This is a genomic window from Bradyrhizobium sp. 153, assembly GCF_023073835.1.
Classification (GTDB): Bacteria; Pseudomonadota; Alphaproteobacteria; order Rhizobiales; family Xanthobacteraceae; genus Bradyrhizobium.
In genome coordinates this window covers 96556-120884 of record NZ_JADPKH010000019.1, presented here as the reverse complement: position 1 = coordinate 120884, position 24329 = coordinate 96556, and the positions used below count along the sequence as shown (strand labels likewise).

Sequence of the window (24329 nt, the reverse complement as noted above, 5' to 3'; positions counted from 1 at the left end):
AGGAGTTCAGGATGCTGCAGCTCTATTTCTTCCCGATGGCCTCGAGCCGTATCGCGCTGATGGAGGCGGGCGTCGAGGCTCAGTATCACCTTGCCCATATCTGGACGAAGAAGGTCGTGGACGACGACACCGATTTCCGCGATGTGTCGCCGAAGGGCGCGGTGCCGGTCCTCGTCCTGGAGAACGGCGAGCGGTTGACCGAAAGCGCGGCAGTGCTGCAATACATCGCCGATGTGAGGCCGCAGGCGGGCCTTGCGCCCCGGTTTGGCGATCCCGACCGCTATCGCCTCCAGGAATGGCTGAGCTTCATCGGCGCCGAGATCCACAAGGCGTTCCTGTTTCCGGCCTTCTGGTACAAGGACGACGGCTCGCTCGCCAAGCCGCGCGCTAGAATTGTGCAGACATTGTCGGCGCCATCAGCGCATCTGGCGGACCGCGAATTCCTGGTCGGTCACGGCTTCACCGTTGCGGATGCGCATCTCACCTGGGCGTTGCTGCTGCTCCGTCATGCAGGAATCGATATCGCGCAGTGGCCATCGTTGGCCGCCTATCTCGAGCGCATGCAGGCGCGGCCCGCCGTGCGTGAGGCGATCGCGACCGAGATGGCGCTGCGCAAGACGATGGCGAGTTGAGCGCGTCTCACTCCACCCGCGCCAGCACCGCGAGCTTGCGGATGCCCTTGTTGCGGTAGGCGTCCAGGAACGCGTAATAATCCTTGAACGACACGCAGCCGTTGGAATCGCCGTTCGGACCGAGCATGAAGGTGTGCGCGAGCAGGCCGTCGCGGCCGTAGATCGCGCTCTCGCCGCCGAGCGGGGTCAGGCGCAGCGCCGGCACGCCGTGGAACAGCGCCTCGCGCGGCTTCAGCGTGTAGATGTGCGGCGGCGTCACACCGCGCATACGCTGGCGCTGGGAGCGCGGATCGTCGAGATTGGAGCCGAGGCCGGAATGCGCCTCGAGCTTGGTGCCATCGGGCAGATAAACCGTCTTGGCGGTGATGTCGTAGACCGCGGTGTCGCGCTCATAGGGCGGCGCACCGCCGAACATCGGATTCTGCTCCTTCGGCGCGATGGACGCTGTGATGCTGGCATCGGCCGAGGCATACGCCAAGAGCCCGCCGGACGGCTCACGCTTGCCCCAGAGTTTCTCGACCATCGATTGGCGCGGACCGGTGATCGACATCACCGCAGCCTTGGCGCGATCGGCGAAGGATTTTGGTTTAGCCTCGGGCGCCGGCACGATCTCGGCCGGATCGGCCGAGGCCAGCTGCACACCGGCGTCAGCGCGCTTGGCCTTGGCAGCGTCCACGATCTTGGCCGAGCCTTGCGGCTTCAGCGCGTCCGCGACCTTCGCGATCACGTTGGGCTTCGCGGCTTCCTTCGACGCATCCTTGATAGCGTCCTTGGCCTCGGCAACGCTGATTGCCGGCGCTGCAGGCGCGGCGCTGGCCGCGCTCGAGGCCACGCCTTGCGTCGCAGCCGCGGCAAAGCGCTCGTTGAACATCTCGCGCGAGATCGGCGCGGTCACCTGCAACCGGTCCGGCAGGAGCGCGAAGGTTTCCTTGACCGCCTCGCCCGCCTCGCGCAGCACCACCTTGGGTGCGCGCTTGATCACGGGCTCGTCGTAGCCGCTGTTGCCGACGGTCGGATAGACGCTGGCGCCAAGGATGTTGTGGTAGATGGTCCAGCCGGCGCCAATCACGACGCAGCCGATCGCCGTGGCGCCGAGCCAATTACGGGTGGTCATTTTCCGGGAAGATTTCCGCGAATAATTCTTCGAGAATTTCTTGGACTTCCGTGCCGCGTTACTCTGCGCAGCGATACTCGTACTCATTCGCCTTGCGTCCAGGACGGTGTCACTCAGTCCCCCTTCGAAGCGCCGCTGGTCACGATCCGGGACCAGCATCTCGCAGAGGGTCGGAGCGTCATTAAGGCGACTTTTAGTTAAATGCAGATTAAGTTCAGGCGGATATGGGGCAACTCGTTAACGTCGTCCCATTTCGGGAAAAAAGCCCGCAGAATTACGGCCTTAGCCGAAACTGTTAACCATGAATTCTCGACCGGTTCAGGCCGGCCACCCGACGCCTCCGCCCGCAGCCAAGACGCACCCAACAGCGCCTTTTTCGTGATCATCAAACTGGGCCTGACCACAGCGCCGAGGGGTTGCGAGGCTGGTGGACTCCAGCCGCCCTGCCGCGCGCCGGGCGGTCGCGGCAACAGCTCATGCAGGTCACGCACCGCGGGACGGAAGTGCTCACGCGGCACGGCGCTGTGACTGAAAGTTGATCGCGCCGGCCTGGAAATCGCCGCGACGAGAAAATAGCTCCTGAGTCAGTACTTTTCGGCAGCCTCTGCGTGTGATACGGTACCGTATCAACATCGCCTTGAACTGTGCCGAGCACGCAAACGGAGGCAGGCATGAGAGGCTTTTCGCGCGCCGGGTTTTGCGCCCTGGCGTGTTTATTGTTGTTGATTGGGTTTGCAAGGGCACAGTCTGCTGCCAATGCGGGCTGTACGGCATCGCCGTCGGCCGTGGGCACGCAGGTTTGGCGCTGCGACAACGGCATCACGATCGTTGCGGAAAACGGCGCCAGATTTGAACTAAAGGACGCCAACCGCGACGGACATATAGACTCCGTGGAATTGAGCAGCAAAGCCCTGCTGATCGAGGTGCCCAAGAAGCCCGGCGGCAATCCCTTCAAGGTGTTGACCCCGCAGGCGATCGCGGCGGTGCGCGGCACGAAATGGGCGGTCGATGTCGCGGACGCCAAGACCTCCGTGTTCGTCGCTGACGGCCGCGTCGGCGTGACCCGCAGGGCTCGTGGACGCGGTGTCGTGCTCGGACCCGGCGAAGGGGTCGATGTCGAGGCAACCGGCCCGTTGACCGTCAAGACGTGGGGCCAGCCGCGCGTCGACGCGCTGATGGCACGACTCGGACAATAAGCTGGGTCGATAAGGCTCAGCTCAATAAGATTTGGACAGTAGAAGATTGCAAACCGACCGCATGCGTAGCCGACGCGTTCAGATCCTGGTGGCACTCGTTCTCACCGCGCTATGGGGCGCGGGCATCTTTGCCGCGCACGCCAACGGCCATCTGCGCTTTCTCGACCGCCTCGAAGCGACGTTGACGGATTGGCGGACCCAGGTCCGCGGCGTGCAGCGCCCGCCCGATCTCGTCACCATCGTAGCGATCGACGATACTGTGGTGAAGCGCGGCGGCAGCTATCCGCTGCCCCGGGCCGATCTCGCCCGCGTCGTCGACACCATCGTGCAGTTCAAGCCGAAGGTCATCGCGATCGACTTGCTGCTGGTCGACCGCAGTGCCGCGATCGGCGATGCGACGCTCGCCAACACGCTCGCCACCGGTCCGATGGTGCTCGCGGCGGCGGCGATCTTCCCGACCGACAGCGAGACCGTGGCGCCGAGCAGCGAAGGTCCCCTTGCGGTCCTGCCGCAGGCCGAGCGCTTCCTGCTGCCGCTGCCCGCCTTCGCCGAGCATGCAGAGGTCGGCGTCGTCAACGTCGCGACGGGACAGTCGGGCTCGCCGCTTTCGGTGCCGATGCTGTTCCGGACGGCCGACAAGGTCGAGCTGTCGTTTCCTTTGCGCGTGGCGGCCCGCGCGCTCGACAAGCCGCTGACGATCGCGCCGGATCATCTCAGGCTCGGTGACCGCGTGGTGCCGACCGATACCGACTTCGCGCTGCCGATCACCTATTACGGCCCGCGCCGCACCATCCGCACCGTCAGCGCGCAGAGCATTTTCGACGGCACGCTCAACCGCGCCGCGATCGAGAACCGGATCGTCGTGATCGGCGCCGCGGTCGCCGGCGGCGGCGACTTCTACCCGACGCCGTTCGATTCGCTGATGCCCGGCGTCGAGGTGGTCGCGACCGCAATCACCCACCTCGTCGCTGGCGACGGCATCGTGCGCGACCGCAGGGTGCATACCGCCGACGCATTCGCCGCGATCCTCTTGCCAATGCTGTTGGTCGGCCTGCTTGCCTGGCGGCGCAGTGCACTCGGCATCATGGCGGCGGCCGCGGTGATGATCGCGTGGGCCGGGCTGAACCTGTTCGCGTTCACCCACGGCATCTGGCTGAATGCCGCGACGACGCTCGCCGCGGCCGTGCCGCCGGTTGCGATCTTTGCCGGCGTGCAGCTGTGGGCGGGAGGCCGCCGCACGCAATATCTCGCCGCCAAGAGCAGGTCGCTGGCGCAATTCCAGGCGCCGGCGGTGCAGGACTGGCTGGCGCGCGATCCGAATTTCCTGTCCAAGCCCATTCGGCAAGACGCCGCCGTGGTTTTCATCGATCTCTCTGGCTTCACAGGCTTGAGCGAACGGACCGATCCGGACGCGCTCCAGGACATCCTGAAGGCGTTCCACGCGCTGCTGGACAAGACCGCAGCCGATTGCGGCGGCTTGATCACCGGCTTTCTCGGCGATGGCGCCATGATCCTGTTCGGACTGCCGCGCGCAATACCCGATGACGCGGCGCGCGCGCTGAAATGCGCGATCGACCTGCATCGCGGAGTCGAGCGCTGGATCGCCTCGTTGCCGCCTGCCATCGGACATCAGCTCGGCTTCAAGATCGGCGCGCATTTCGGCGAGATCGTCGCCTCCCGCCTCGGCGAAAGCCACCAGCACATCACGGCGACCGGCGACACCGTCAACGTCGCGAGCCGGCTGATGGAGGTCGCCGCCCGGAACGGCGCGCGGCTTGCGCTGAGCGATACGCTGCTGGACACCGCCGACTTCCACGGCGCTCCCGACGGCATCCTGTCAGGCCCCCTGCTCACGCAAGTCCGCGGCCGCTCCGGCGTCGTGACCGTCTGGTTCTGGCGCGATCGGGACGTACCGGACCAGGCCGCCACCAAGGCCGAGATGATCGGCTGAAGCCCTTACCGCGCTTCCGGCGGCGGGGAGCGGTCGAGCACGTCGCCCTTGGCGCCTTCCAAGAGATCGATGCCGTAGGTCTCGACCACGAGCGGCCCGCGCTTGCGCTGCAATTGCGCAATCTGCGTCACCTTCTCAAAGAGGTCGTTGAGGGCAGGATGACCATCGCTGCGCAGCTCGTCGACATAGAGCAGCTTGCCGGCGAGCAGCTTGGGATCGGGGTCGGGCATGTTGACCCAGCGGATGCGCTGGGTCTGCTGGGCCACGCAGGTGCCGCGCGGCAAATAAAAGGCGAGCCAGCCCGTGGTGCCATAGTCCTGCGCGAGCACACAGGTCGCGCCACTGCGCGCGCGCACCGCTTCGATCTGCGCGGCAAGCTCACGCCAGCCGACGCCGACGCTGCGCACAGTGGCATCGCGGCGATAGCCGGACAGCCAGCCGGTATTGGCCTGCACGATCAGGACCGCAAACATCACGATGCTGACCGGCGCGGCCCACCGCAGGCAGAAATCCACCAGGCGCCGCTGGCGCGGCTTCCACTGCACGAGGTTGGCGGCGGCGGCCGCGGCGACGACGAAGGGTGGGTAGACCGGCGCAAACCAGTTGGCCTCGACGCGGGCGTGTAGCGAATGCCAGACGAAATAAGCAACGACGGTCCAGAACATCGTCGCGATCAGCACGCGCGAGGCCAGCGCGCCGGCCCGGTGCCAGGTCAGCGCATGCAGCCCCATCGCGCCCAGGATGAAGACGAGCGGGGTCGCAAACGCGATCTGGGTCGGGATCAGCTCGGCGATGAAGACGGGACGGAAGTCCTCGATTCTGGCGCGGCCGAGCTGCTTTGCGAACGACACCCAGTGATGGTCCGCATTCCAGAGGATCACCGGCGAGAACAGCGCGAGGGCCACGAGACCGCCGAGATAGGGCCAGGGCGAGAGAAACCAGTGCCGCAGCTTCGGGACGGAAGCGAGCCAGATCAGGATCGCCAGCCCAAAGAACATCGCGGTGTATTTCGACAGCAGCGCCGCACCGACGGCCGCGCCGGCCGCAAGCCACCATGCTCCGCGTCCGGTCTCCAGCACCTTTGCGAGGAAGAACAGCACGAAACTGGAGGCGACCAGCAGCGGCGCATCAGGCGTGACGATCAGCGTGCCAACCGCGGCCATCATCGTCACGTTGAGCAGGATGGCGCTGGTGGCGGCCACGCGCGCGCTGCCGAACAGGATCGCGGCCGAGCGGTAGACCGCATAGCTCATCGGCAGCGCCAGCAGGATCGAGACAAGGCGGACGCCGAGCTCAGTGTCGCCGGCAATCATGGTGCCGGCGCGGATCACATAGGCCACCATCGGCGGGTGGTCGTAGTAACCGCCCGCCAAATTTTTCGACCACATCCAGTAATAGGCTTCGTCGAAGGTGATCGGCGTGAAAGCCGCGGCGACCAGCCGCAACACGACCAACGCAAGAATCGTGAGCGCGGTGTTGCGGACGATCCGCGCGTCAGCTCCGCCCATATCGCGCTATTTCTTGCGCCAGACGAACAGTCCGGACATCGCGTAGTTCCACACCACGCCCATCAATGCACCGGCCATGCCGGCCAGCCACCAGATCGGCTCCTGGTCGTAGACCGAGAAGGCGACGCCGACATTGGCGAGCAGGCCGACGCTGCACACGATGTAGAAGGCGATCAAGCCGCGCAGCAGCGCAAAGCCCTTCAGCCGCTGGTCGCGATAAGTGAGGAAGTTGTTGAGGATGAAATTGCTGGTCATGGCGACGATGGCGCCGGCGGCCTGCGCCTCCGCGAACGGCGCCTTGAACAGCTGAAGCGCGATGAACAGCGTGGCGAGATGCACCACGAGGCCGATGCCGCCGACCATCGCGAACAAGATAAAGCGCAGCGAGACGATGTCGTTGCTCAGCTTGGCCAGCACGAGGCCAAGGAAGTCCAGCGCGACCATGGAATCGAGCTTGCTCTCGCCGTGCTGCCGGGCGCCAAAGGTGTAGGGAATCTCGACCGCACGTAAGTTGCCATGCGCGGTCGCGACCAGGTCGAGCAGGATCTTGAAACCGTGCACCGACAGCTTTGGCGCGAGCTGCTCGAAACGATCGCGGCGGATCATGAAGAAGCCGCTCATGGGATCGGCGATCTCGACCCGCAGCATCTTCCGGGCGAACTCGGTCGCCAGCGCGCTGGCCCCCGCGCGCTGCTTGTTGAAGCCCTCGCTCTTGTAGCCCTCGATGTAGCGGCTGCCGACCACGATGTCGGCTTGATCGCTCGCGAGCAGCAACAGCATCTTCGGCAGTTGCGTCTCGTCATGCTGCAGGTCGGCGTCGATCACGGCCACATAGGGTGCGCTCGAGGCGAGGATGCCCTCGATGCAGGCGCCTGACAGGCCGCGGCGGCCGATGCGGCGGACACAGCGCACACGGCTGTCGCGCTGCGCCAGCGCACGCACGACGTCCCAGGTGCCGTCGGGCGAATTGTCGTCGACGAACACGACTTCCCAGGCGACGCTGGCGAGCGTCGCCTCCAGCCGCCGGTACAGCACCGTGACGTTGTCGCGCTCGTTGAAAGTCGGGACGATCACCGACAGTTCCGGCCCCTCTTGAGCCTGCGGCAGGTTGTCGGCGCCCGGTCTGATCGCTTCATTCATGACGGAGCGTATATCCGCCGTGTCTTGCGCTGCCAAGTTCTTGCGCTACCAAGCCGAGGTTTGTGTGGGGAACGGCCCAAAAGAGGGCCTAAAATGCCAACGACCCCGGAACGGCGGGCCGCGCGTACATCCGGCGCAGGCCTGAGCTATTCCAAGGTCGTTCCAACGACGGAGAACGTCACTCAACGTCGCCGTTAGAAGCTAGATAGGAATGGCGAGGCCGCTCCGCAAGGCCCCCTTCAGGGCACTTTTCCGCCCCCTATTGGTTGGGCACTTCCCGAATCACAGGCCCTCGCGGCGCCGGCGCGGCAGGGGCGGCGGGTGCCGCGGCAGGGGCTGACTCGACTTTTACCGGCTTGGGCGGCCTGCCGTACTGGCCAATCGGGCCGAATACGACGGCGACCGCAAGCACGGCCGCCGCGACGATCGCGCCCAGAATGCCCCCCACCGACTCAGACGACATGGACCCATCCCTGTTCCAGATGCGCCCAGTGATATCATGGATGACCGCACAGCCGGAAGGGTTCGCCATGCCGCAAAGCTCAATGGAGCTATTTCTGCGGCGGCCGGTGCTTGACGTAGGCCATCACAATGTCCTTCTGCGCCGACTCCACCGCCCTGTTTGCGGTATCGAGATGGGCGCCGGCATCGATGTTGGGGTAATGCGTGGTGAGATAATCGAGCAGCACCACGCGATAATATTGCCGCTCCGATGGACAGGCGCCCGCGACCGAACGGCCAAAATCCTGTTCCGACAGGCCCTGATTAGAGTCGCGGGAATATTCCCGCGCCAGGCAATGCCAGTAATCGTCGCGGCCCTGCTGGGCGAGTTTCTGTGCGCTTTTGGTGTCGTCGTCATCCGCCAAAGCAGAACATGTCATGGCAGCAGATGTCATCATGACGAGCGCGGCTCCCAGCAACAGCATCCGCATCTTGTTCTCCTTTTTTCGCGGGTCCAGGCGCGAGCTTAGACAGGACCGGCCAACTGGCCAATCACAACTGGTTTGATTAGGATGAGGTCCCTCCCCGTCGATGCGAGATCCTTCCGTGGCCAAAGCAAAAACCGCGTCAAAAAAATCCGGCAACATCTTCATCGGCATCGGCGGCTGGACCTTCGAGCCCTGGCGCGGCGTGTTCTATCCGGAGAAGCTGACGCAGGCCAAGGAGCTGTCGTACGCCGCCTCGAAGCTGACCTCGATCGAGATCAACGGCACCTATTACGGCTCACAGAAGCCGGAGAGCTTTCGCAAATGGGCGAGCGAGGTGCCCGAGGGTTTCGTGTTCTCGGTGAAGGGACCGCGCTTCGCCACCAATCGCCGCGTGCTCGCCGAGGCGGGCGATTCCATCAAGCGGTTCTACGATTCCGGCGTGCTGGAGCTCGGCGACCATCTCGGGCCGGTGCTCTGGCAGTTCGCGCCGACGAAAAAATTCGACGGCGCCGATTTCGGCAAGTTTCTGGAGCTGCTGCCGCGCCAGCTCGACGGACGCGCGCTGCGCCATGTCGTGGAAGTGCGCCATGACAGCTTCTGCACGCCGGATTTCGTTGCGCTGATCCGCGAATTCGAGACGCCGGTGGTGTTCGCCGAGCACGGCAAATATCCGGCGATTGCCGACGTCGCCGGCGACTTCGTCTATGCAAGGCTTCAGAAGGGCAATGACGAGATCAAGACCTGCTATCCGCCGAAGCAGCTCGATGCCTGGGCCGCGCGCTTTCAGGCCTGGGCTTCGGGCAGTGAACCCGATGACCTGCCGAAGGTTGACAAAGCCAAGCCGAAGAAGGAGCCGCGCGACGTGTTCGCCTACGTCATCCACGAAGGCAAGGTGCGCGCGCCGCAGGGCGCCATGGAACTGATCGCGCGGGTGAGCTGAGGATGTCCATGGCGAAGGCGAAAAAACTCTTCACCATCGGCTATGAGCAGACACCGCCCAAAGCGGTTCTCGACGAGCTGGAGCAGGCCGGCGTCAAGCTCGTGGTCGACGTGCGCGCGGTGACGTCCTCGCGCCGGCCGGGCTTTTCCAAGAAGCAGCTGTCCGCGGGCCTCGATGAGCGCGGCATCGGCTATGTCCACCTCGCCGCGCTCGGCACTCCGAAGGAAGGCCGGCTCGCCGCGCGCAGCGGGCAATACGACGTGCTGGAGAAGATCTATTCAAAGCACCTGAAGACGCCGCAGGCGAGGGAAGAGATGGACGAGCTCTCGGCGCTGGTGAAGAAGGCCGGCCCGGTGTGCCTGCTCTGCTACGAGCGCGACCACACCCACTGCCACCGCCAGATGATTGCGGAGATCATCGAGGAGCGCGATGGCGTGGCGGTGACGAATCTGGCGGGGCGGCAGGTGTAGCGCTTCGTCATTCCGGAGCCTGCGTCAGCGCGAACTACGGTGCGCAATTGCGCACCTGAGAATCCATCGGGCGGCAGAGTTGGTGGACGGCTTCCGGGCTCAGCGCAACGCGCTGCCCCGGAACGACAAATCAGCCCAGCTTAAACGTCCCTTCCATCATCTGCACGCAGCTGCCACCGACATGGGCGGAGCGGATCTTGCCGTCCTGCTTGCGCACCCGCGTCAGCAGCAGGCTCGGCCGGCCCATGTCAAAACCTTGACCGACGGTGAGCTTGAATTCGCCGTCGCGCGCGGGGTCGAGGTCGGCGAACAGCGCGGCGGCCGCGACCGTGGCGCTGCCGGTGGCAGGATCCTCGGCGAGACCGCCGGCACCGCGCATGAACATCCGCGCTTGAAGCTCGCAGGGCGCCTCCGCCGCGGGCACATCGCGCGTATAGAACCAGGCCGAGGCCGCGCCGTCGCGCGGAAATACCCGGCCAAAGGCCGCCGCATCGGATCTCGCCCGCTTGAGCGCATCGCGCGAATGCAGCTCGATCACCAGAAATGGCGTTCCAACACCGACAACCTGCGGCACGTGACGGTCGACCTTGATATCCTCCGCGCTGAGCGAAATACAGCTCGCGGCATCCAGGGCAGGCAATTGCGACAGCCGGGACAGCGGCTGCGGCGCGGTGAGCTCGGTGCTCACCACCCGGCCCTGCTCCCGCCGGATGTCGACCGGCACGAGTCCGGCCTTCTCTTCGAACAGCAGGCGCGGCTTCGGCTCCTTGGCGATCGTCGCCAGCACGAAGGCCGTGCCGACATTCGGATGACCTGCAAAGGGCATCTCCCTGACGGGGGTGAAGATGCGCACCTCGGCATCATTCGCCTTGTCGCGCGGCGGCAGCACGAAGGTCGTCTCGGAGTAGTTGAATTCGGTGGCGATCGCCTGCATCTGCTCAGTGGAGAGCCCGCCGGCATCGAGCACCACGGCGAGCTGATTGCCGCCAAAGGCGCGGTCGGTGAACACATCGACGGTGATGTAGCGGCGCTGCATCTTTCGTTTCCCCATGCAAGTCGCGGCCGCAACCGGCCGCGTCTTCGGCAACACTACAGGCCGGCAGCATCGCCCGTCATGCCCCAAAATTCGGAGCAATCGGAGCATTCGCGGAAGAGACGGTGAGCGCTTTGCCTACGCCCCGTTCCAGACAGCGCTCACCCCAGCTGAAACACCGCGACCGGCCGCTCATAGCCGCGCACCTCGACCTCGCCCAGCGCCACGGCGTCGCTGCCGTCGTCGCCCAGCACTTCGCGGACGGATGCGGAAATCAGGAGCTGGGAGCCGAACTCCTTGTTCAGCGCCTCCAGCCGCGAGGCGAAGTTCACGGTGTCGCCGATGACCGTGTATTCCTTGCGTCGGGGCGAGCCGATATTGCCGGCGACAACCTCACCGAAATGGATGCCGATGCCGATCCGCAGCGGCCAGCTGGTTTGCGCGTTGATGCGATTCATCGCGGTTAGCATCTCGCGGCCTGCGGCGACAGCGCGATGCGCGGCGTCGGAGGCTTCCAGCGGCGCGCCGAACAGCGCGAGAAAACCGTCACCCAAAAACTTGTTCACGATACCGCCGTGGCGATCGAGAATGTCGACCAATATTGCGAAGGCGCCGTCGAGCCGGTCGACCACCTCCTGGGGCGTGCGGGACTGCGCGCCGGCCGTGAAGCCGCGGAAATCGACGAACATCACCGCGACGCGGCGGAGATCACCGCTGGCGCTCGTTCCCGCCGCCATCAGCCGCTCCACCACCTGCGGCGAGACGTGTTGGCCGAACAGATTGGTCACCCGGTCGCGCGCGGTCGCCGCCGCGATGCTCGCGGCAAATTGCCGCCGCAGCTGCGCGCCGACGGCGCCGGCGAGCACGCCGCAGATCAGGATGACAATGCTGCGCACCGCGTGAAAATAGATCTGGGGCTCGCCGGCTTCGCTCGCCGAATTGTAATACAGCGCGACGGCCAGAAGTCCGGCGGCGGCCACGAAACCCGTGAAGGTGGAGAGCCAGAAATCGAGCCGCAGGGTCGAGAGGATGACAAAAATGAAGTACATCAGCGGCACGGCGAAGCCGAGCGCCTGGCTCGCGCCCATGGTCCGGATTTGCAGGATGAGAATCACCGTGGGCAGCGAGGTCTCGATCAGCGTGCCGATATAGCGCCTGATCACCGGCAGGTCGCGATCGAGGCGGAGGTTCTTCCTGATCTGGGTGTGGACCCAGACTTCGAACAGGATGAAACCGACCAGAAGGCCATAGACCTCGATCAGCCCTTCCGTTCCGCGCCAGACCCGGTTCACGACAGCGGGCTCGATCAGATAGATCGCGGTGAGGAACAACACCATGACGCAGCCCGTCATGATCAGCGCGCGCACCCGCAACAGTTCGGTGCGCAGCACCTCCCGCGTCAGCTCACGCTCGAAATCGTCCGATAGCACGGCATGCTGCCGCGTCTTCCTGCTCGCAAATTTCGCCATTCCGCCCCTCGATTCCGGGGGCATCTTGCCTCAATCCAGCGTGCGGCGGAAGCGCGTCACTGCGATGGTCATGGCAAGCAGCATCAGGGCCGCCAGCGCCAGCGTGTCGAAGCGCAGGTTCTGCATGGTCGCGCCCTTCAGCATGATGGCGCGGACGATACGCAGATAATGGGTCAGCGGCAGGCCCTCGCCGAGATATTGCGCCCAGGCCGGCATCCCCGCGAACGGGAACATGAAGCCGGAGAGCAGGATGCTCGGCAGAAAGAACATCATCGACATCTGCATGGCCTGAAGTTGGTTCTGCACCAGCGTGGAGATCGTGTAGCCGATCGACAGATTCGTGGTGATGAACAGCGTCGAGAGCAGCGCCAGGAGGAACAGATTGCCAAGCAGGGGCACGCCGAACAGGCCGACACCAATGCCAATGATGAGGAAGGCCTGGAGGAAGCCGACCAGGACGTAAGGCACGATCTTGCCGAACATCACCTCGACCGGCTTGATCGGCATCGACAACAGGCTCTCCATGGTGCCGCGCTCGACCTCGCGCGTGACCGACAGCGCGGTGAAGATCAGCATGGTCATGGTGAGGATGGTGCCGACGAGGCCCGGCACGATGTTGAGGCTGGAGGCCGCGGCCGGATTGTAGCGGGCATGGGCGCGGATCTCGAACGGCATCTCCGGGGGATCGCCGATGTAGAGATCGTGCTTGAGCGCGGTCTGCACCACCATGCCGAGCGAACCGATCGCCGAGCTTGCCGCAACCGGATCGGTGGCGTCGGCCGCGACCAGCAGCGCCGGCCTGTCGCCGCGCCGCACCGCCCGCTCGAAGCCGCGCGGGATCTCGACGCCGAACAGCACCTTGCCGGATTTCAGCAGATTGTCGAAATCATCGACATCGTGCACTTCATAGAGGAAGCGGAAATAGGCGGTGTTCTCCAGCGCCTTCAGGATCGAGCGGGCGAGATCGGAGTCCTCCTGGAGCAGCACCGCGCTTGGCAGGTTACGCGGTGTGGTGTTGATGGCATAGCCGAACAGCATGAGCTGCATCACCGGCAGCATCACGATCATGGCGAACGAGACGCGGTCGCGCCTCAGCTGGATGAACTCCTTGACCAGCATCGCATAGGAGCGTTTCCAGAAGCCGAAGCGCTCCCGGATTTCGTGGGCCGGCGCGGGATGATCGACAGCGCTCATGGGAAATTGTCCTTACTGGAAATTGTCCTTTGAGCGGCTCATCAGCTCGATGAACACGTCTTCGAGCGATGGCGACGATTTCTGCCAGTGCAGGCCGCTTCTCTCGCGCCACGGCCCGATGCTGGCCTCGAGCGCAGCGACGTCGCGCCCCGAAACGTGCAGCGAGGTGCCGAACGGCGCCACCATATCGATGCCGGGCTTGCCCGTGAGCGCGGCCGCGATCTCATTGAGGTCTTCGCCCGTGACCGTGTAGGTGGTGAGCGCGGATTTGGCGATCACCTGCTCCACCGTGCCATGCGTCAGGAGATGACCATAAGCGATATAGGCGATCTCGTGACAGCGCTCGGCCTCGTCCATGTAATGGGTCGAGACCAGCACGGTGAGGCCGTCGGCGGCGAGCGCGTGGATCTCGTTCCAGAAGTCGCGCCGCGCCTTGGGATCAACGCCGGCGGTCGGCTCGTCGAGCAGCAGGAGTTGCGGATTGGGCAGCGTGCAGGCACCTAATGCCAGGCGCTGCTTCCAGCCGCCGGAGAGCTCGCCGGCCAGCTGCTCCTCGCGGCCCGACAGTCCGAGCCGCTTGATCATGTCGCGCGCAGCGCCGCGCGCGTCAGTGAGGCCATAGAGGCGCGCGACAAATTCGAGGTTCTCGCGCACCGAGAGATCCTGATACAGGCTGAAGCGCTGGGTCATGTAGCCGACCTGGCGCTTGATCTTTTCGGCATCGCGGCGGATGTCGTAGCCGAGGCAGGTGCCCTCGCCGCTGTCGGGCGTGAGCAGGCCGCAGAGGATGCGAATGGTGGTGGTCTTGCCCGAGCCGTTCGGCCCGAGGAAGCCGTAGATCGAGCCGCGCCTCACCTGCATCGACAGATCGTGCACGACCTCGCGGCCCCCGAACGACTTGGTCAGGCCCTTGACGTCGATCGCGATGCCGTTGCCGCCGCTCATCGCCTATCCGCCACCGGTGTCTTCGGATCGAGATAGACGTTGATCGGCTGTCCGACGCGCAAGGCGTCGGGGCGCGAGGGCCGCGCCTGGATCAGATAGACCAGCTTGTTCCGCTCATCGAGACTGTAGATGACGGGCGGGGTGTATTCGGCCGAGGTCGCGATGAAATAGATCTTTGCGGTGAGATCGGCCGCGCAATTGTCGCAGGCGATGCGCACTGTGTCCCCGATGGCGAGCTTCGGCAGCTCGGTCTCCGGCACGAAGAAGCGCAGCTTCATGTTGCCGGGCGGCATGATCGAGAGCACCGGCCGCTGCGCCGCCACCATCTCGCCCTCGCGGAAATAGATCTGCTGGATGGTGCCTGCGACCGGCGCAAAGCCCTTGCGACGCGCTAGCCGCGTCTCCGACGTCGCCACCCGCGCTTGCGCCACCCGTAAAGCCGAAACAGCAGAATCGAGATTGGCCTGCGTGCCGGAGCCGGTCTTGCTCAGCGAGGCCGCCCGGTCATAGGTCTGCTGCGCATTCGCCAGCGTCGCCTTCTGCTGGTTGAGATCGGCAAGCTGGAGGTCGTCATCGACGGAATAGAGGTGATCGCCTACCTTGACCTCGTCGCCCTCGCGGACATTGAGCTTGGTCACCCGGCCGGCTTCGTCCGGGCTGACGAAGATCATGTCGGCCTCGACCCAGCCCTGGAAGCCGGGATCGCGCTTCTCCTTGCAGCCGCCAAGCGAGGTTACGATCGCCAGAACCACGATCGAGCAAAGGCGCGACAGCTGTCGCCCCCTGACCCTGAGGAGCCGCCAACGGGTCCGCGCGGAGCGCGGCCCGATGACAGGCTCCGCGGCCTCTCGAAGGGCGAGGAGCCACAGCCGGGCCTGCATCCTTCGAGACGCGCGTTCCGCGCTCCTCAGGATGAGGTCAGACATGATTTGCGACGACCTCATGTCGTCCTCCGTTCGCCAAAAATCAAATCGAGATGGACGCGCAGCATCTCCTGCGCGTCGAGCGGCGCGTGCCGTGCGAACAAGCTCTGCCAAATCACCGCGATCATCGCGGGCGCAACCAGGATCTGGGGAAACCGCGCGAGATTTTTCTCGCGGATCTCGCCACGGGCGATGCCGAGCTCGATCAGCGCGCGCATGCCCGCGATTCCGCGCGAGACGACCTCGCGGTAGTAGAAATCGGCAACGGACGGAAAGCGCGGCCCCTCCGCCACGATCAGGCGCACGAGGTCGCCGCGCCTGGTGCCGATGACCTCCTTCAGAAAGTTGCTGGCGAAGGTCTCGACAAGGTCGCGGACCGTTCCGGTCGGCGGCGGCAGCGTCGTAAGGCGCGTGACCACCGGCACGATCACGGTGCGCACCAGCTCCTCGAACATCGATTCCTTGTCCTTAAAGTGCAGGTAGATCGTGCCTTTGGCGACGCCGGCTCGTTTGGCGATTTCGTCGAGCCGGGTCGCGGCAAAGCCGCGCGCGATGAACTCGTCCATCGCCGCCTCCACGATCGCGGCGCGCCGCTCCGCCGCGCGGGCGGCCCGATTTGAAACGCGGGCCTCGGCCTCAGCGCCGGCTTCGGGTGCCTGGCTTGCGGCTTGAGCCGCGGATGCGATCGTTCTGGCTGGCTTCTTCGTCATGCATAATTCATGACTGACTAGTCAGTCATCGTCAATAGGTGACGGAATCGCACTAGACGCGACGAATTAGCATTTACTAATGAATTAGTGTATGCTAATGCGTCTCTCATGATGGAAGCCACCCCCAACCCCGTAACGGCCGTGATGCGCGCCCTCGCCGATCCGACCCGCCGCGCCGTATTTGAACGCGTCTTCGACAGCCGGGAAATCAGCGTCGCCGAGCTGACACGCGGCAGCGGCGTGACCCAGGGCGCGATCTCGCAGCACCTGAAATCCCTCAAGCAGGCCGGCCTCGTCGCCGAGCGCGCCGAGGGCCGCAATGTCTACTACCGCGCCGCGCCGCAAGGGCTCGAGCCCCTGGTCACCTGGATGGACCATTACGGCGTGTTCTGGCGCGAGCGCTTCCAGAACCTGCGTGACCTCTTGAAGGAGATCGATCCGTGAGTGCAGCCGAGTTGAAAGCCGAGACCCAAGATATCGTCCGGGACATCGTCGTTGACGAAGTGCTCCCTCATGCGCCGGAGACGATCTGGAAGGCGCTGACCAGTGCCGAGTTGATCGGGCGTTGGCTGATGAAGCCGACTGGCTTCGAGCCGGTTGAAGGCAACACCTTCACATTCCAGACCACCCCGGGCGGCGCCTGGGACGGCGTCATTCATTGCCGGGTTCTCGAGGTGGTGGCCAACAGGCGTCTTGTCTACGCCTGGAAAGGCGGCGATGAGCGCAACACCGGTTACGGCGCGCCGCTCGAAACCGTTGTGACCTGGTCCCTCGCTCCGGTCGAAGCCGGCACCCGGATCCGCCTGATCCATGCGGGCTTCGTCATGCCGAGGAACGAGTCGGCCTACAACGTGATGAGCGGCGGCTGGAAAAAGGTCGTCAGACAGCTCGACGAGATCAGCGGCGAGAAGTGAGGAGATATCGCGATGGACAAACCCTATACCGGTGGCTGCGCCTGCGGCGCGATCCGCTATTCGATTGCCGGCAAGCCGCTGTTCAGCAACCACTGCCAATGCCGCGACTGCCAGCGGGAAAGCGGCAGTGGGCATGGCTCGTACGCGACGTTCGCACGCGCCGGCGTCACGGTGACCGGCGAGGCTAAGCATTGGGACATGGTCGCCGACAGCGGCAACGTCAAGACGCGTGGTTTCTGCACGCAATGCGGCGTGCCTGTGTACATGACCTTCGCGGCACAGCCCGACGTCTTCACGATCCGCGCCGCAAGCCTCGACGAGCCCGCCCGCTACAAGCCGCAGGCGGTCACTTTCGCCGCGCGCGGCCATGACTGGGACCGCCTCGACCCCAGCCTGCTAAAGTTCGATGGCATGCCGCCGGGGTGAGGTGCGTTCCCTCTCCCGCTTGCAAGCGGGAGAGGTGAAACACCAGCGCTTGCAAGCGGGAGAGGTGAAACACCAGCAGCTAAATTCAACTGTGAAACTTCAGACCGTCGACGATCTTGTCGATCACCTTGCGCTCGGCACGCATCGCGATGCCGACGAGATTGAGCTCGGCGCGCGCCACGCCCCTCACCGCCTCGCGATTGGCGGCATCGTGCGTGGTCTTGAACATGTCCTCGGTATAGACCGCCGGTTTGACGTTGCGTGTCAGTGCCCGGTCGAGCGCGCGTGATAATGCCGGACCATCCGCGCCATAGATCAGGATCGGTTGGCCGATCAGCGCGTGATATTTCGTGCCCGAGGCGTCCTCATAGGCTTCGCCGATACATTCCGGAAAGGCCGCGGCGATGCCGCTGGTGAGGAAAGACACGATGTTGAGCTTCTGCCAGGCCTGAAGATCGGTGCGGATCACGATGGCGATCTTGGTGTCGAACTGCATGTGTATTCCTAACTGTCATTCCACGCGCGATGCTACGCATCGCCCCGGAATGACGGCAAGAAGATTCAGCGCTCGAGGGATCAACCCTTGGCGTCGCAGGCCCAGGCGCGGATCACGCATTCCTTGCCGCCGTATTTGTAGCATTCGCGCGTCGCCGCATTCAGCGACGCCGAGATCTTCGGTTTGACGGCATAGCCATAGGCGCCGCACGGGTTGACGAGATCGACCGACATCGCAGCACAGGCGCGCTTCATCGTGACGGTGGTGCAATCACCCTTGCACTGCTTCTGTGCCACGGCGCGGGCCTCGTGCTCGGCGCCGTAATCATAGGCTTGGCCATAGGCGCCGCACTTGCCAACCGCAATGGCACCGGCGGCGTGAGCTTCTGTGATGTGACGGGCGCCGGAGACACAAACCGAGAGAGCAAAGAAAAACATCGCGCAACGGCGCGCGACGACGTTCGAAGCCATGGAAAAACCCCTCCCCCCAAGGCAGGCGAAGGCGACTCTAAGCGGCGGTCGTTTCCAGATGGTGAACGGGCGGTTGAAATGGGCGACTTGCGAGGGTTGCTACGACACTGTCATCCGCGCCGTGCCGCTTCCAGTGCCTGCGGGGTGTCGATGTCGAGGAAGGCGCTCTCGCCGTCGACGGGCACTTCGGCCACCGCTTCGGTGTGCTTGGCGATCAAGTGTCGCGCGCCAACGTCGCCGTCGAGCGTCATCAACTCCTTAAAGAAGCGACGCGACCATAGCACCGGGTTGCCGCGGCGGCCCTCGCTGACGGGCACGACAATGAGGTTGCCGCGGTCCGGCGCAAAGCCGTAGATGAGGCGGTCGATCAGGCCGGCGTCGATCAGCGGCATGTCGCCGAGACAAACCACGGCGCCATCGCAGGTCTCGGGCACGGCCGCGATACCGGCCTTGACCGAGCTCGCGATGCCGCCGGCGAAATCCGGGTTACGGACGAATTTGACCTTCAGGCCTTGCAGCGCCTGCTCGACCAGCTCGGCCTGGTGGCCGGTGACGACGATCACCTCGGATGCCCGGGAGGCCAGTGCCCGCTCGGTGGCGATCCGCACCAGCTTCTTGCCTTCGAACTCCGCGAGCAGCTTGTTCGGTCCGCCCATCCGGGTGGAGCGGCCCGCCGCCAGCACGATGGCGGCGACCTGACTGTTGCCCTCGGTCTCGGGTTTTGCGCGCGGCTGCGGCCGCGTCACGATCTCCATCAGGAGGCCGCCGACGCCCATGCCCATCAGCTCGGACCGCGTCACCTTGATGCCGGCGAGCAGCCGCATCAGCACCCAGTCAAAACCGTTCTCGACCGGCGAGCGCGCGCAGCCGGGCGCGCCCAGCACCGGGACGTCGCCAGCGCGGGCGATCAGCAGCAGATTGCCGGGATCGACCGGCATGCCGAAATGCTCGATCTCACCACCGATGCCGGTGACGGCTGCCGGAATCACGTCGCGGCGATCAGCGATCGCGGACGCGCCGAACACGATCACGAGCTCAGCCCCCAGCTCGAGCAACTCCTTGATCGCCGCCGACAGCGCCTGCTCCTCATGCGGGACCCGCCGCTCGGCGACGATGCCGGCGCCGGCCGGTGCAAGGCGCTCGGCAGTGACGCGCAGCGTCTTGTCGATCACCTTGGAAGACAGGCCCGGCAGCAGCGTTGAGACCACGCCGACGCGCTTGACGACGTAAGGGGCGATTCTGAGAACGTCCTTGCCGGCGGCCTTCACCGCGGCATCGCGCAAACTCTCCCCGATGCCAAACGGGATTATCTTGACGGTGCCGACCATCTCGCCCTCGACCACCGGCTTGAACGCCTGCAGCGTGGCAAAGGTGATGGCCTCGTCGACATTGTTGATGCGGTCGACTGCGGCGCGGTCGATCACCAGCACGCCCGCCCGCGCGGCGAACAAATTGGCGCGGCCGGTGAAGGCGCGCTCGACATGGATGCCCTCGCCGCCGACGGCAAGCGCGATGCTGGCGGCCGCAACGTCCTCGGAGACGTCGCCCGCCTCCATGCGTACCACGACAATCTGCTTGATGCCGGCGCGCTCCAGCGTCTCGACCTCGGTGGGGCCGATCGTCGTGCCTTTCTTGAGCACCAGCGGTCCCTGGCGCAGGGTGTGGACGGTCACCCCGCCGATCGCATCCCTCGGACTCGCCGGGCCGAACTTCATGCCGCTTCTTCTCTTTCTTTCGGAGGCAGGCGCAGCACCGCCGTGATCTCGGCCATGATCGCCACCGCGATCTCGGCCGGCGAGACCGCGCCGATCGCAAGGCCAATGGGCGCATGGATGCGCGCGATGTCGCTTTCTTTCGCGCCCTGCGCCCGCAGCCGGTCGCCCCGCTTGGCGTGCGTCTTGCGCGAGCCGAGCGCACCGATGTAGAAGCAATTGCGCTCGAAGGCGTGCAGCAGCGCGGGATCGTCGATCTTGGGATCGTGCGTTACCGCGACGAAGGCGGTGTAGGCATCGACATTGAGCGGCGGCAGCGCAGTGTCGGGCCATTCGGCGATCAGCGGAATATCGGGGAAGCGCTCAGGGCTTGCAAACGCCGTGCGTGGATCGATCACAGTGACGTCGTAGCCGAGCGAGCGCGCCAGCGGCGCCAAGGCCTGGCTGATATGCACCGCGCCGATGATGACGAGCTTGGCAGTCGGCGCATAGACGTTGAGGAACAGCTTCTTGCCGCCGGCCTCGACATTGGCGCTCTTGCCGGCGCGAAGCTGCTTTTCCAGCTCTGCGCGCAGCGGATCTTTGGCAAAGTCCTTCGCCTTCACCAGGCGCTGCTCGCCGCTTTCGGTGTCCGTCACCAGAATGACCGGCCGGCGCGCGGCGCGCTCGGCGTTGAGTTCGTGCAGGATCGCGAGCTTCACGGCTAGCCGACCTTCTCGACGAAGACGCGGATGGTGCCGCCGCAGGACAGCCCGACATTCCAGGCGGTCTCGTCGGCCACGCCAAACTCCAGCATCTTGGGCTTGCCACTCTCGATCACGTCCATGGCTTCGGTGACCACGGCGCCCTCGACGCAGCCGCCGGAGACGGAGCCCAAGAACGTGCCCTCGTCATTGATGACGAGACTCGAGCCCGCCGGACGCGGCGCCGAGCCCCAGGTCTCCACGACGGTGGCGAGCGCAACCCCACGGCCCGCCTTCTGCCAGTCCTCCGCCGCCTTCATAATATCCTCGTCGCGATCGAGCATGGGTGGCCTCTCAAGCTGCGGAGCGGATCAGGCTGCGGTGATGCGGCGGCAGCGGCTGGGAGAGCGTGGTGATCAGCTCCTGGATCGAACTCAAATTATGTACCGGGCGGAATTCGTCAACGTGGGGGAGCATCATTTTGATGCCCTGCGCCTTGGCCTCGAAACCGCCGAACCGGAGCAGCGGGTTCAGCCAGATCAGCCGCCGGCAGGATCGGTGCAGCCGGTCCATCTCGAAGGCCAGCTTGGAATCGGCCTCTCGCTCCAGCCCGTCGGAGATGAGCAGCACAATGGCACCCTGGCTCAGCACGCGCCGCGCCCACAATTTGTTGAAGTTGTGCAGCGAGGCAGAGATCCGCGTGCCACCGGCCCAATCCTCGACCGACGCCGAGCAGCTCGCCAGCGCCTCATCAGGGTCGCGCTGGCGCAGCGCGCGGGTGACGTTGGTCAGCCGGGTGCCGAACAGGAACACCGAGACGCGCTTGCGCGCATCGGTGATGGCATGGAGGAAATGCAGGAATAGGCGGGTGTATTCGTTCATCGAGCCCGAGATATCGAGCAGCGCAACGATCGGCGCGGGCTTCTCGATCCGTCCAAGGCGATGGATGTCGATGATGTCGCCGCCAGTGCGTAAAGATGCTCGGAGCGTGCGGCGCAGGTCGAGGCGTAGCCCGCGTGGATCGGGCCGGCGCCGGCGCGTCAGGAGCTCGGCTTGCGGCAGCCGCATCCGCTCGACGGCGCGAAGCGCCTCGGCGATCTCGGCCGCGCTCATCTGCGCAAAGTCCTTCTTCTGGAGGATCTCCTTGTCGGAGACCGACAGGCGCAGATCCTGCTCCTGGTGCTGCGGCGTCTCCGTCATGCGCGGCTGCGACATCGCCTCCTGCACGCGGCGGGAGCCTGCCTGCGGCTTCTTCCTGGCCTGCTCCGGCAGCGGCACCGAATCCAGCATATGCTTCCACTCTTCAGAGGCGCGGAAGAACAGGTTGAAAGCCTGCTTGAAGATCAGCGCATGCTCGTGGCGCTTGACGAAGATGGCCTCAAGCGTGGCGAAGACATCGGTGCGGCTGCCGATGTCGATCACCTGGAGCGCGCTCATCGCATCGATGACGGCGCCTGGGCCCACCGGCATCCCCGCCGCACGCAGCGCGCGGGCAAAGCCGACGATGTTGTCGGCGAACTGCTCGGTCTGCTCCGGGGCAAGATGGTTGATAGCCATGGTCTAATCCCTCTCTCCGTCATTCCGGGGTGCCGCTCAAGCGGCGAACCCGGAATCCAGAGATTGCGGCGCGAGATTCCGGGTTCGCGACTGCGTCGCGCCCCGGAACGACGGACCTACGACTCGCTCGTGGCGTCCTTCAGCACCTTCTGCAAGGCATCGCCCTGCATCCGGGTGATGTCGTCCTGGTATTTGAGCAGCGCGCCCAGCGTATCGCCGACCACTTGCGGGGTCAGCGAACGGGCGTCGAGCTCCGACAAAGCGGTGGCCCAATCGATGGTCTCGGCGACACCCGGCGACTTGTAGAAGTCCTGGTTGCGCAGCGCCTGGACGAAGCGCACGACCTGCTCCGAAAGTTTCGCCGATATGCCGGGCACGCGCGTCTTGACGATCGCGAGCTCGCGCTCGGCGGCGGGATAATCCACCCAGTGATAGAGACAGCGCCGCTTCAGCGCGTCGTGGATCTCGCGGGTGCGGTTAGAGGTGATGATGACGATCGGCGGGTGCGGCGCCCTCACGGTACCAAATTCGGGGATCGTCACCTGGAAGTCGCTGAGGATTTCGAGCAGGTACGCCTCGAACGCCTCGTCGGCGCGGTCGAGTTCATCGATCAGCAGCACCGGCGGACCGGCGACGTCGGGCTCCAGCGCCTGGAGGAGCGGCCGCTTGATCATGTAACGGTCCGCGAAGATGTCGCTCGAGAGCTGGTCGCGATCAGTGTCGCCGGCCGCTTCCGCCATCCGGATCGCGATCATCTGCGCGGCGCTGTTCCACTCATAGACCGCGGAGGAGACGTCAAGGCCCTCGTAGCACTGAAGGCGGATCAATTTCCGCCGCAGCGCCGCCGAAAGCACCTTGGCGATCTCGGTCTTGCCGACGCCGGCCTCGCCTTCCAGGAACAGCGGCCGGCCCATGCGCAGCGAGAGATAGGTCACCGTGGCCAGCGACCGCTCGGCGAGGTAGCCACACGAGGTCAGGAGTTCGAGCATCGCATCGACCGATGCCGGCAAAGCACCGGAAGAATTGGCCGCTGAAGTCATGAAAAAGCCAGTCTCGCTACGCCCTCACCGGGGACAGTTTGGGCCGCGGAATGAGGTCAGCTCATTCCTTGGCATTGGCGGCATCGACGGCGCGGCGCGTCAGCACGCCGATGAGATGCGCACGGTACTCGGCGCTGCCGTGGATGTCGCTGTTGAGGCCTTCGGCCGGCATCACGATGCCGTCAAGCGCCTTCGACGAGAAGCGCTTCTTCAGGGCCTCCTCGAACGCGGTGACGCGGAACACGCCTTCGGAGCCGGCACCGGTGACGGCGACGCGCACGTCCGACGGACGCCGCGCCACGAACACGCCGACCAGCGCGTAGCGCGAAGCCTGGTTGCGGAATTTGACATAGGCCGCCTTCTTCGGCAGCGGAAACATCACCTTGGTGATGATCTCGTCGGCTTCAAGCGCGGTCGAGAACAGGCCCTGGAAATACTCTTCCGCCTTCAGGCGGCGCTTGTTGGTGACGATGGTCGCCCCTAACGCGAGGACGGCGGCCGGATAATCCGCGGTCGGATCGTTGTTGGCGAGCGAGCCGCCGATCGTGCCCTTGTGACGCACGGCGGGATCGCCGATTCCACCCGCAAGGCTGGCGAGCGCCGGGATCGCCTCGCCGACGATCGGGGAGCTTGCGACCTCGGCATGCTTGGCGGTGGCTCCGATCACCAGCGAGCGACCCTTCATCTCGATCGTGTCGAGCCCCTCGATGTGAGAGAGGTCGACCAGATGCGGCGGGCTGGCGAGGCGCTGCTTCATGACGGGAATCAGCGTGTGGCCGCCGGCGATCACCTTGGCGTCTTCGTTCTTCACCAGGAGATTGGCCGCCTGGCGCACGGTGCCGGGGCGATGATATTTGAATTCATACATGGGTGTGTC

General features: G+C 65.0%; 27 protein-coding genes. 8 read left to right on the top strand and 19 right to left on the bottom strand.

The window, feature by feature from the left end:
- Positions 1 to 11 precede the first annotated feature (11 nt).
- Positions 12 to 632: a glutathione S-transferase N-terminal domain-containing protein gene (locus tag IVA91_RS05385; RefSeq protein WP_247458405.1), complete on the top strand. Its 621-nt coding sequence runs from the start codon at positions 12 to 14 to the stop codon at positions 630 to 632.
- 7 nt (positions 633 to 639) lie between these two features.
- On the opposite strand, the gene IVA91_RS05380 is transcribed toward IVA91_RS05385, so the two are convergent.
- Positions 640 to 1746, bottom strand: a complete 1107-nt coding sequence (locus IVA91_RS05380) for a DUF2778 domain-containing protein (RefSeq protein ID WP_247280757.1) — start codon at positions 1744 to 1746, stop codon at positions 640 to 642.
- Positions 1747 to 2417: 671 nt separating this feature from the next.
- Between IVA91_RS05380 and IVA91_RS05375 the strand changes: the two genes are divergently transcribed.
- Together IVA91_RS05375 and IVA91_RS05370 are read left to right on the top strand one after the other, a co-directional pair.
- Positions 2418 to 2942, top strand: coding sequence for a FecR domain-containing protein (locus IVA91_RS05375; protein WP_247280756.1), 525 nt, complete (start codon positions 2418 to 2420; stop codon positions 2940 to 2942).
- Between the two features lie 61 nt (positions 2943 to 3003).
- Positions 3004 to 4893 (top strand): adenylate/guanylate cyclase domain-containing protein, encoded by a 1890-nt coding sequence (locus IVA91_RS05370; RefSeq protein WP_247280755.1) that lies wholly within the window; start codon positions 3004 to 3006, stop codon positions 4891 to 4893.
- Between the two features lie 5 nt (positions 4894 to 4898).
- Here the strand turns inward: IVA91_RS05370 and IVA91_RS05365 are convergent, their stop codons facing one another.
- From IVA91_RS05365 to IVA91_RS05350, 4 genes are all read right to left on the bottom strand, one after another.
- Positions 4899 to 6401: a glycosyltransferase family 39 protein gene (locus IVA91_RS05365; protein WP_247280754.1), complete on the bottom strand. Its 1503-nt coding sequence runs from the start codon at positions 6399 to 6401 to the stop codon at positions 4899 to 4901.
- Positions 6402 to 6407: 6 nt separating this feature from the next.
- The gene (locus IVA91_RS05360; protein ID WP_247280753.1) at positions 6408 to 7541 is read right to left on the bottom strand and encodes a glycosyltransferase family 2 protein; all 1134 of its coding nucleotides are present in this window, start codon (positions 7539 to 7541) and stop codon (positions 6408 to 6410) included.
- 259 nt (positions 7542 to 7800) lie between these two features.
- The gene (locus tag IVA91_RS05355) at positions 7801 to 8004 is read right to left on the bottom strand and encodes a hypothetical protein (RefSeq protein WP_247280752.1); all 204 of its coding nucleotides are present in this window, start codon (positions 8002 to 8004) and stop codon (positions 7801 to 7803) included.
- 88 nt (positions 8005 to 8092) lie between these two features.
- Positions 8093 to 8473, bottom strand: a complete 381-nt coding sequence (locus tag IVA91_RS05350; protein ID WP_247280751.1) for a hypothetical protein — start codon at positions 8471 to 8473, stop codon at positions 8093 to 8095.
- Positions 8474 to 8573: 100 nt separating this feature from the next.
- Here IVA91_RS05350 and IVA91_RS05345 point away from each other — a divergent pair, with 100 nt between their 5' ends.
- Positions 8574 to 9410 (top strand): DUF72 domain-containing protein, encoded by an 837-nt coding sequence (locus IVA91_RS05345; RefSeq protein ID WP_247280750.1) that lies wholly within the window; start codon positions 8574 to 8576, stop codon positions 9408 to 9410.
- 8 nt (positions 9411 to 9418) lie between these two features.
- Positions 9419 to 9880, top strand: a complete 462-nt coding sequence (locus IVA91_RS05340; protein ID WP_247280749.1) for a DUF488 domain-containing protein — start codon at positions 9419 to 9421, stop codon at positions 9878 to 9880.
- 130 nt (positions 9881 to 10010) lie between these two features.
- On the opposite strand, the gene IVA91_RS05335 is transcribed toward IVA91_RS05340, so the two are convergent.
- The 6 genes from IVA91_RS05335 to IVA91_RS05310 all read right to left on the bottom strand — a co-directional run bounded on the left by IVA91_RS05335 (position 10011) and on the right by IVA91_RS05310 (position 16154).
- On the bottom strand, positions 10011 to 10916 hold the full coding sequence (locus IVA91_RS05335; RefSeq protein ID WP_247418795.1) for a PhzF family phenazine biosynthesis protein: 906 nt from the start codon (positions 10914 to 10916) through the stop codon (positions 10011 to 10013).
- Positions 10917 to 11074: 158 nt separating this feature from the next.
- Positions 11075 to 12382 carry an adenylate/guanylate cyclase domain-containing protein gene (locus IVA91_RS05330; protein WP_247451544.1) on the bottom strand — a complete coding sequence of 436 codons (1308 nt, stop codon included), beginning with the start codon at positions 12380 to 12382 and terminating at the stop codon, positions 11075 to 11077.
- Between the two features lie 30 nt (positions 12383 to 12412).
- Positions 12413 to 13576, bottom strand: a complete 1164-nt coding sequence (locus tag IVA91_RS05325; RefSeq protein ID WP_247280746.1) for an ABC transporter permease — start codon at positions 13574 to 13576, stop codon at positions 12413 to 12415.
- A gap of 12 nt (positions 13577 to 13588) precedes the next feature.
- Positions 13589 to 14521, bottom strand: coding sequence for an ABC transporter ATP-binding protein (locus tag IVA91_RS05320; RefSeq protein WP_247280745.1), 933 nt, complete (start codon positions 14519 to 14521; stop codon positions 13589 to 13591).
- Complete coding sequence (locus IVA91_RS05315; protein ID WP_247280744.1) at positions 14518 to 15465, bottom strand: efflux RND transporter periplasmic adaptor subunit; 948 nt, start codon at positions 15463 to 15465, stop codon at positions 14518 to 14520. The genes IVA91_RS05320 and IVA91_RS05315 overlap by 4 nt, the downstream gene beginning before the upstream one ends.
- Entirely contained in the window at positions 15462 to 16154 is a 693-nt protein-coding gene (locus tag IVA91_RS05310; RefSeq protein ID WP_247280743.1) for a TetR/AcrR family transcriptional regulator, read from the bottom strand. The genes IVA91_RS05315 and IVA91_RS05310 overlap by 4 nt, the downstream gene beginning before the upstream one ends.
- 108 nt (positions 16155 to 16262) lie before the next feature.
- Between IVA91_RS05310 and IVA91_RS05305 the strand changes: the two genes are divergently transcribed.
- Genes IVA91_RS05305 through IVA91_RS05295 form a run of 3 tightly spaced genes read left to right on the top strand, consistent with a single transcriptional unit; the run spans position 16263 to position 17494 of the window.
- Positions 16263 to 16598 carry a metalloregulator ArsR/SmtB family transcription factor gene (locus IVA91_RS05305; protein ID WP_247280742.1) on the top strand — a complete coding sequence of 112 codons (336 nt, stop codon included), beginning with the start codon at positions 16263 to 16265 and terminating at the stop codon, positions 16596 to 16598.
- On the top strand, positions 16595 to 17068 hold the full coding sequence (locus tag IVA91_RS05300; protein ID WP_247458404.1) for an SRPBCC domain-containing protein: 474 nt from the start codon (positions 16595 to 16597) through the stop codon (positions 17066 to 17068). Before IVA91_RS05305 ends, IVA91_RS05300 begins: the two co-directional genes overlap by 4 nt.
- A gap of 12 nt (positions 17069 to 17080) precedes the next feature.
- The gene (locus IVA91_RS05295) at positions 17081 to 17494 is read left to right on the top strand and encodes a GFA family protein (protein ID WP_247280740.1); all 414 of its coding nucleotides are present in this window, start codon (positions 17081 to 17083) and stop codon (positions 17492 to 17494) included.
- A gap of 85 nt (positions 17495 to 17579) precedes the next feature.
- Here the strand turns inward: IVA91_RS05295 and IVA91_RS05290 are convergent, their stop codons facing one another.
- The 8 genes from IVA91_RS05290 to IVA91_RS05255 all read right to left on the bottom strand — a co-directional run bounded on the left by IVA91_RS05290 (position 17580) and on the right by IVA91_RS05255 (position 24320).
- On the bottom strand, positions 17580 to 17990 hold the full coding sequence (locus IVA91_RS05290; protein ID WP_247458403.1) for a DUF2000 family protein: 411 nt from the start codon (positions 17988 to 17990) through the stop codon (positions 17580 to 17582).
- A gap of 80 nt (positions 17991 to 18070) precedes the next feature.
- On the bottom strand, positions 18071 to 18460 hold the full coding sequence (locus tag IVA91_RS05285) for a DUF4189 domain-containing protein (RefSeq protein WP_247280738.1): 390 nt from the start codon (positions 18458 to 18460) through the stop codon (positions 18071 to 18073).
- 110 nt (positions 18461 to 18570) lie between these two features.
- A complete protein-coding gene (locus tag IVA91_RS05280; RefSeq protein ID WP_247280737.1) occupies positions 18571 to 20175 on the bottom strand; it encodes a molybdopterin-binding/glycosyltransferase family 2 protein in 1605 nt (534 codons plus the stop codon).
- Complete coding sequence (locus IVA91_RS05275; protein WP_247280736.1) at positions 20172 to 20873, bottom strand: XdhC family protein; 702 nt, start codon at positions 20871 to 20873, stop codon at positions 20172 to 20174. The genes IVA91_RS05280 and IVA91_RS05275 overlap by 4 nt, the downstream gene beginning before the upstream one ends.
- Positions 20874 to 20875: 2 nt before the next feature.
- Positions 20876 to 21199, bottom strand: coding sequence for an XdhC family protein (locus IVA91_RS05270; protein WP_247280735.1), 324 nt, complete (start codon positions 21197 to 21199; stop codon positions 20876 to 20878).
- 10 nt (positions 21200 to 21209) lie between these two features.
- Entirely contained in the window at positions 21210 to 22412 is a 1203-nt protein-coding gene (locus IVA91_RS05265) for a VWA domain-containing protein (RefSeq protein WP_247280734.1), read from the bottom strand.
- 116 nt (positions 22413 to 22528) lie between these two features.
- Positions 22529 to 23452, bottom strand: coding sequence for a MoxR family ATPase (locus tag IVA91_RS05260; RefSeq protein ID WP_247280733.1), 924 nt, complete (start codon positions 23450 to 23452; stop codon positions 22529 to 22531).
- 61 nt (positions 23453 to 23513) lie between these two features.
- Positions 23514 to 24320 carry a xanthine dehydrogenase family protein subunit M gene (locus tag IVA91_RS05255; protein ID WP_247280732.1) on the bottom strand — a complete coding sequence of 269 codons (807 nt, stop codon included), beginning with the start codon at positions 24318 to 24320 and terminating at the stop codon, positions 23514 to 23516.
- Between the last annotated feature and the right edge of the window lie 9 nt (positions 24321 to 24329).

Coding starts and splice junctions, on each gene's coding strand:
- IVA91_RS05305 (WP_247280742.1), top strand. CDS start 16,263: ATGATGGAAGCCACCCCCAACCCCGTAACGGCCGTGATGCGCGCCCTC.
- IVA91_RS05285 (WP_247280738.1), bottom strand. CDS start 18,460: ATGGCTTCGAACGTCGTCGCGCGCCGTTGCGCGATGTTTTTCTTTGCT.
- IVA91_RS05325 (WP_247280746.1), bottom strand. CDS start 13,576: ATGAGCGCTGTCGATCATCCCGCGCCGGCCCACGAAATCCGGGAGCGC.
- IVA91_RS05340 (WP_247280749.1), top strand. CDS start 9,419: ATGGCGAAGGCGAAAAAACTCTTCACCATCGGCTATGAGCAGACACCG.
- IVA91_RS05260 (WP_247280733.1), bottom strand. CDS start 23,452: ATGACTTCAGCGGCCAATTCTTCCGGTGCTTTGCCGGCATCGGTCGAT.
- IVA91_RS05375 (WP_247280756.1), top strand. CDS start 2,418: ATGAGAGGCTTTTCGCGCGCCGGGTTTTGCGCCCTGGCGTGTTTATTG.
- IVA91_RS05385 (WP_247458405.1), top strand. CDS start 12: ATGCTGCAGCTCTATTTCTTCCCGATGGCCTCGAGCCGTATCGCGCTG.
- IVA91_RS05330 (WP_247451544.1), bottom strand. CDS start 12,382: ATGGCGAAATTTGCGAGCAGGAAGACGCGGCAGCATGCCGTGCTATCG.
- IVA91_RS05310 (WP_247280743.1), bottom strand. CDS start 16,154: ATGACGAAGAAGCCAGCCAGAACGATCGCATCCGCGGCTCAAGCCGCA.
- IVA91_RS05265 (WP_247280734.1), bottom strand. CDS start 22,412: ATGGCTATCAACCATCTTGCCCCGGAGCAGACCGAGCAGTTCGCCGAC.
- IVA91_RS05365 (WP_247280754.1), bottom strand. CDS start 6,401: ATGGGCGGAGCTGACGCGCGGATCGTCCGCAACACCGCGCTCACGATT.
- IVA91_RS05360 (WP_247280753.1), bottom strand. CDS start 7,541: ATGAATGAAGCGATCAGACCGGGCGCCGACAACCTGCCGCAGGCTCAA.
- IVA91_RS05345 (WP_247280750.1), top strand. CDS start 8,574: ATGCGAGATCCTTCCGTGGCCAAAGCAAAAACCGCGTCAAAAAAATCC.
- IVA91_RS05295 (WP_247280740.1), top strand. CDS start 17,081: ATGGACAAACCCTATACCGGTGGCTGCGCCTGCGGCGCGATCCGCTAT.
- IVA91_RS05370 (WP_247280755.1), top strand. CDS start 3,004: ATGCGTAGCCGACGCGTTCAGATCCTGGTGGCACTCGTTCTCACCGCG.
- IVA91_RS05270 (WP_247280735.1), bottom strand. CDS start 21,199: ATGCTCGATCGCGACGAGGATATTATGAAGGCGGCGGAGGACTGGCAG.
- IVA91_RS05315 (WP_247280744.1), bottom strand. CDS start 15,465: ATGAGGTCGTCGCAAATCATGTCTGACCTCATCCTGAGGAGCGCGGAA.
- IVA91_RS05380 (WP_247280757.1), bottom strand. CDS start 1,746: ATGACCACCCGTAATTGGCTCGGCGCCACGGCGATCGGCTGCGTCGTG.
- IVA91_RS05350 (WP_247280751.1), bottom strand. CDS start 8,473: ATGCGGATGCTGTTGCTGGGAGCCGCGCTCGTCATGATGACATCTGCT.
- IVA91_RS05335 (WP_247418795.1), bottom strand. CDS start 10,916: ATGCAGCGCCGCTACATCACCGTCGATGTGTTCACCGACCGCGCCTTT.
- IVA91_RS05290 (WP_247458403.1), bottom strand. CDS start 17,990: ATGCAGTTCGACACCAAGATCGCCATCGTGATCCGCACCGATCTTCAG.
- IVA91_RS05255 (WP_247280732.1), bottom strand. CDS start 24,320: ATGTATGAATTCAAATATCATCGCCCCGGCACCGTGCGCCAGGCGGCC.
- IVA91_RS05355 (WP_247280752.1), bottom strand. CDS start 8,004: ATGTCGTCTGAGTCGGTGGGGGGCATTCTGGGCGCGATCGTCGCGGCG.
- IVA91_RS05280 (WP_247280737.1), bottom strand. CDS start 20,175: ATGAAGTTCGGCCCGGCGAGTCCGAGGGATGCGATCGGCGGGGTGACC.
- IVA91_RS05320 (WP_247280745.1), bottom strand. CDS start 14,521: ATGAGCGGCGGCAACGGCATCGCGATCGACGTCAAGGGCCTGACCAAG.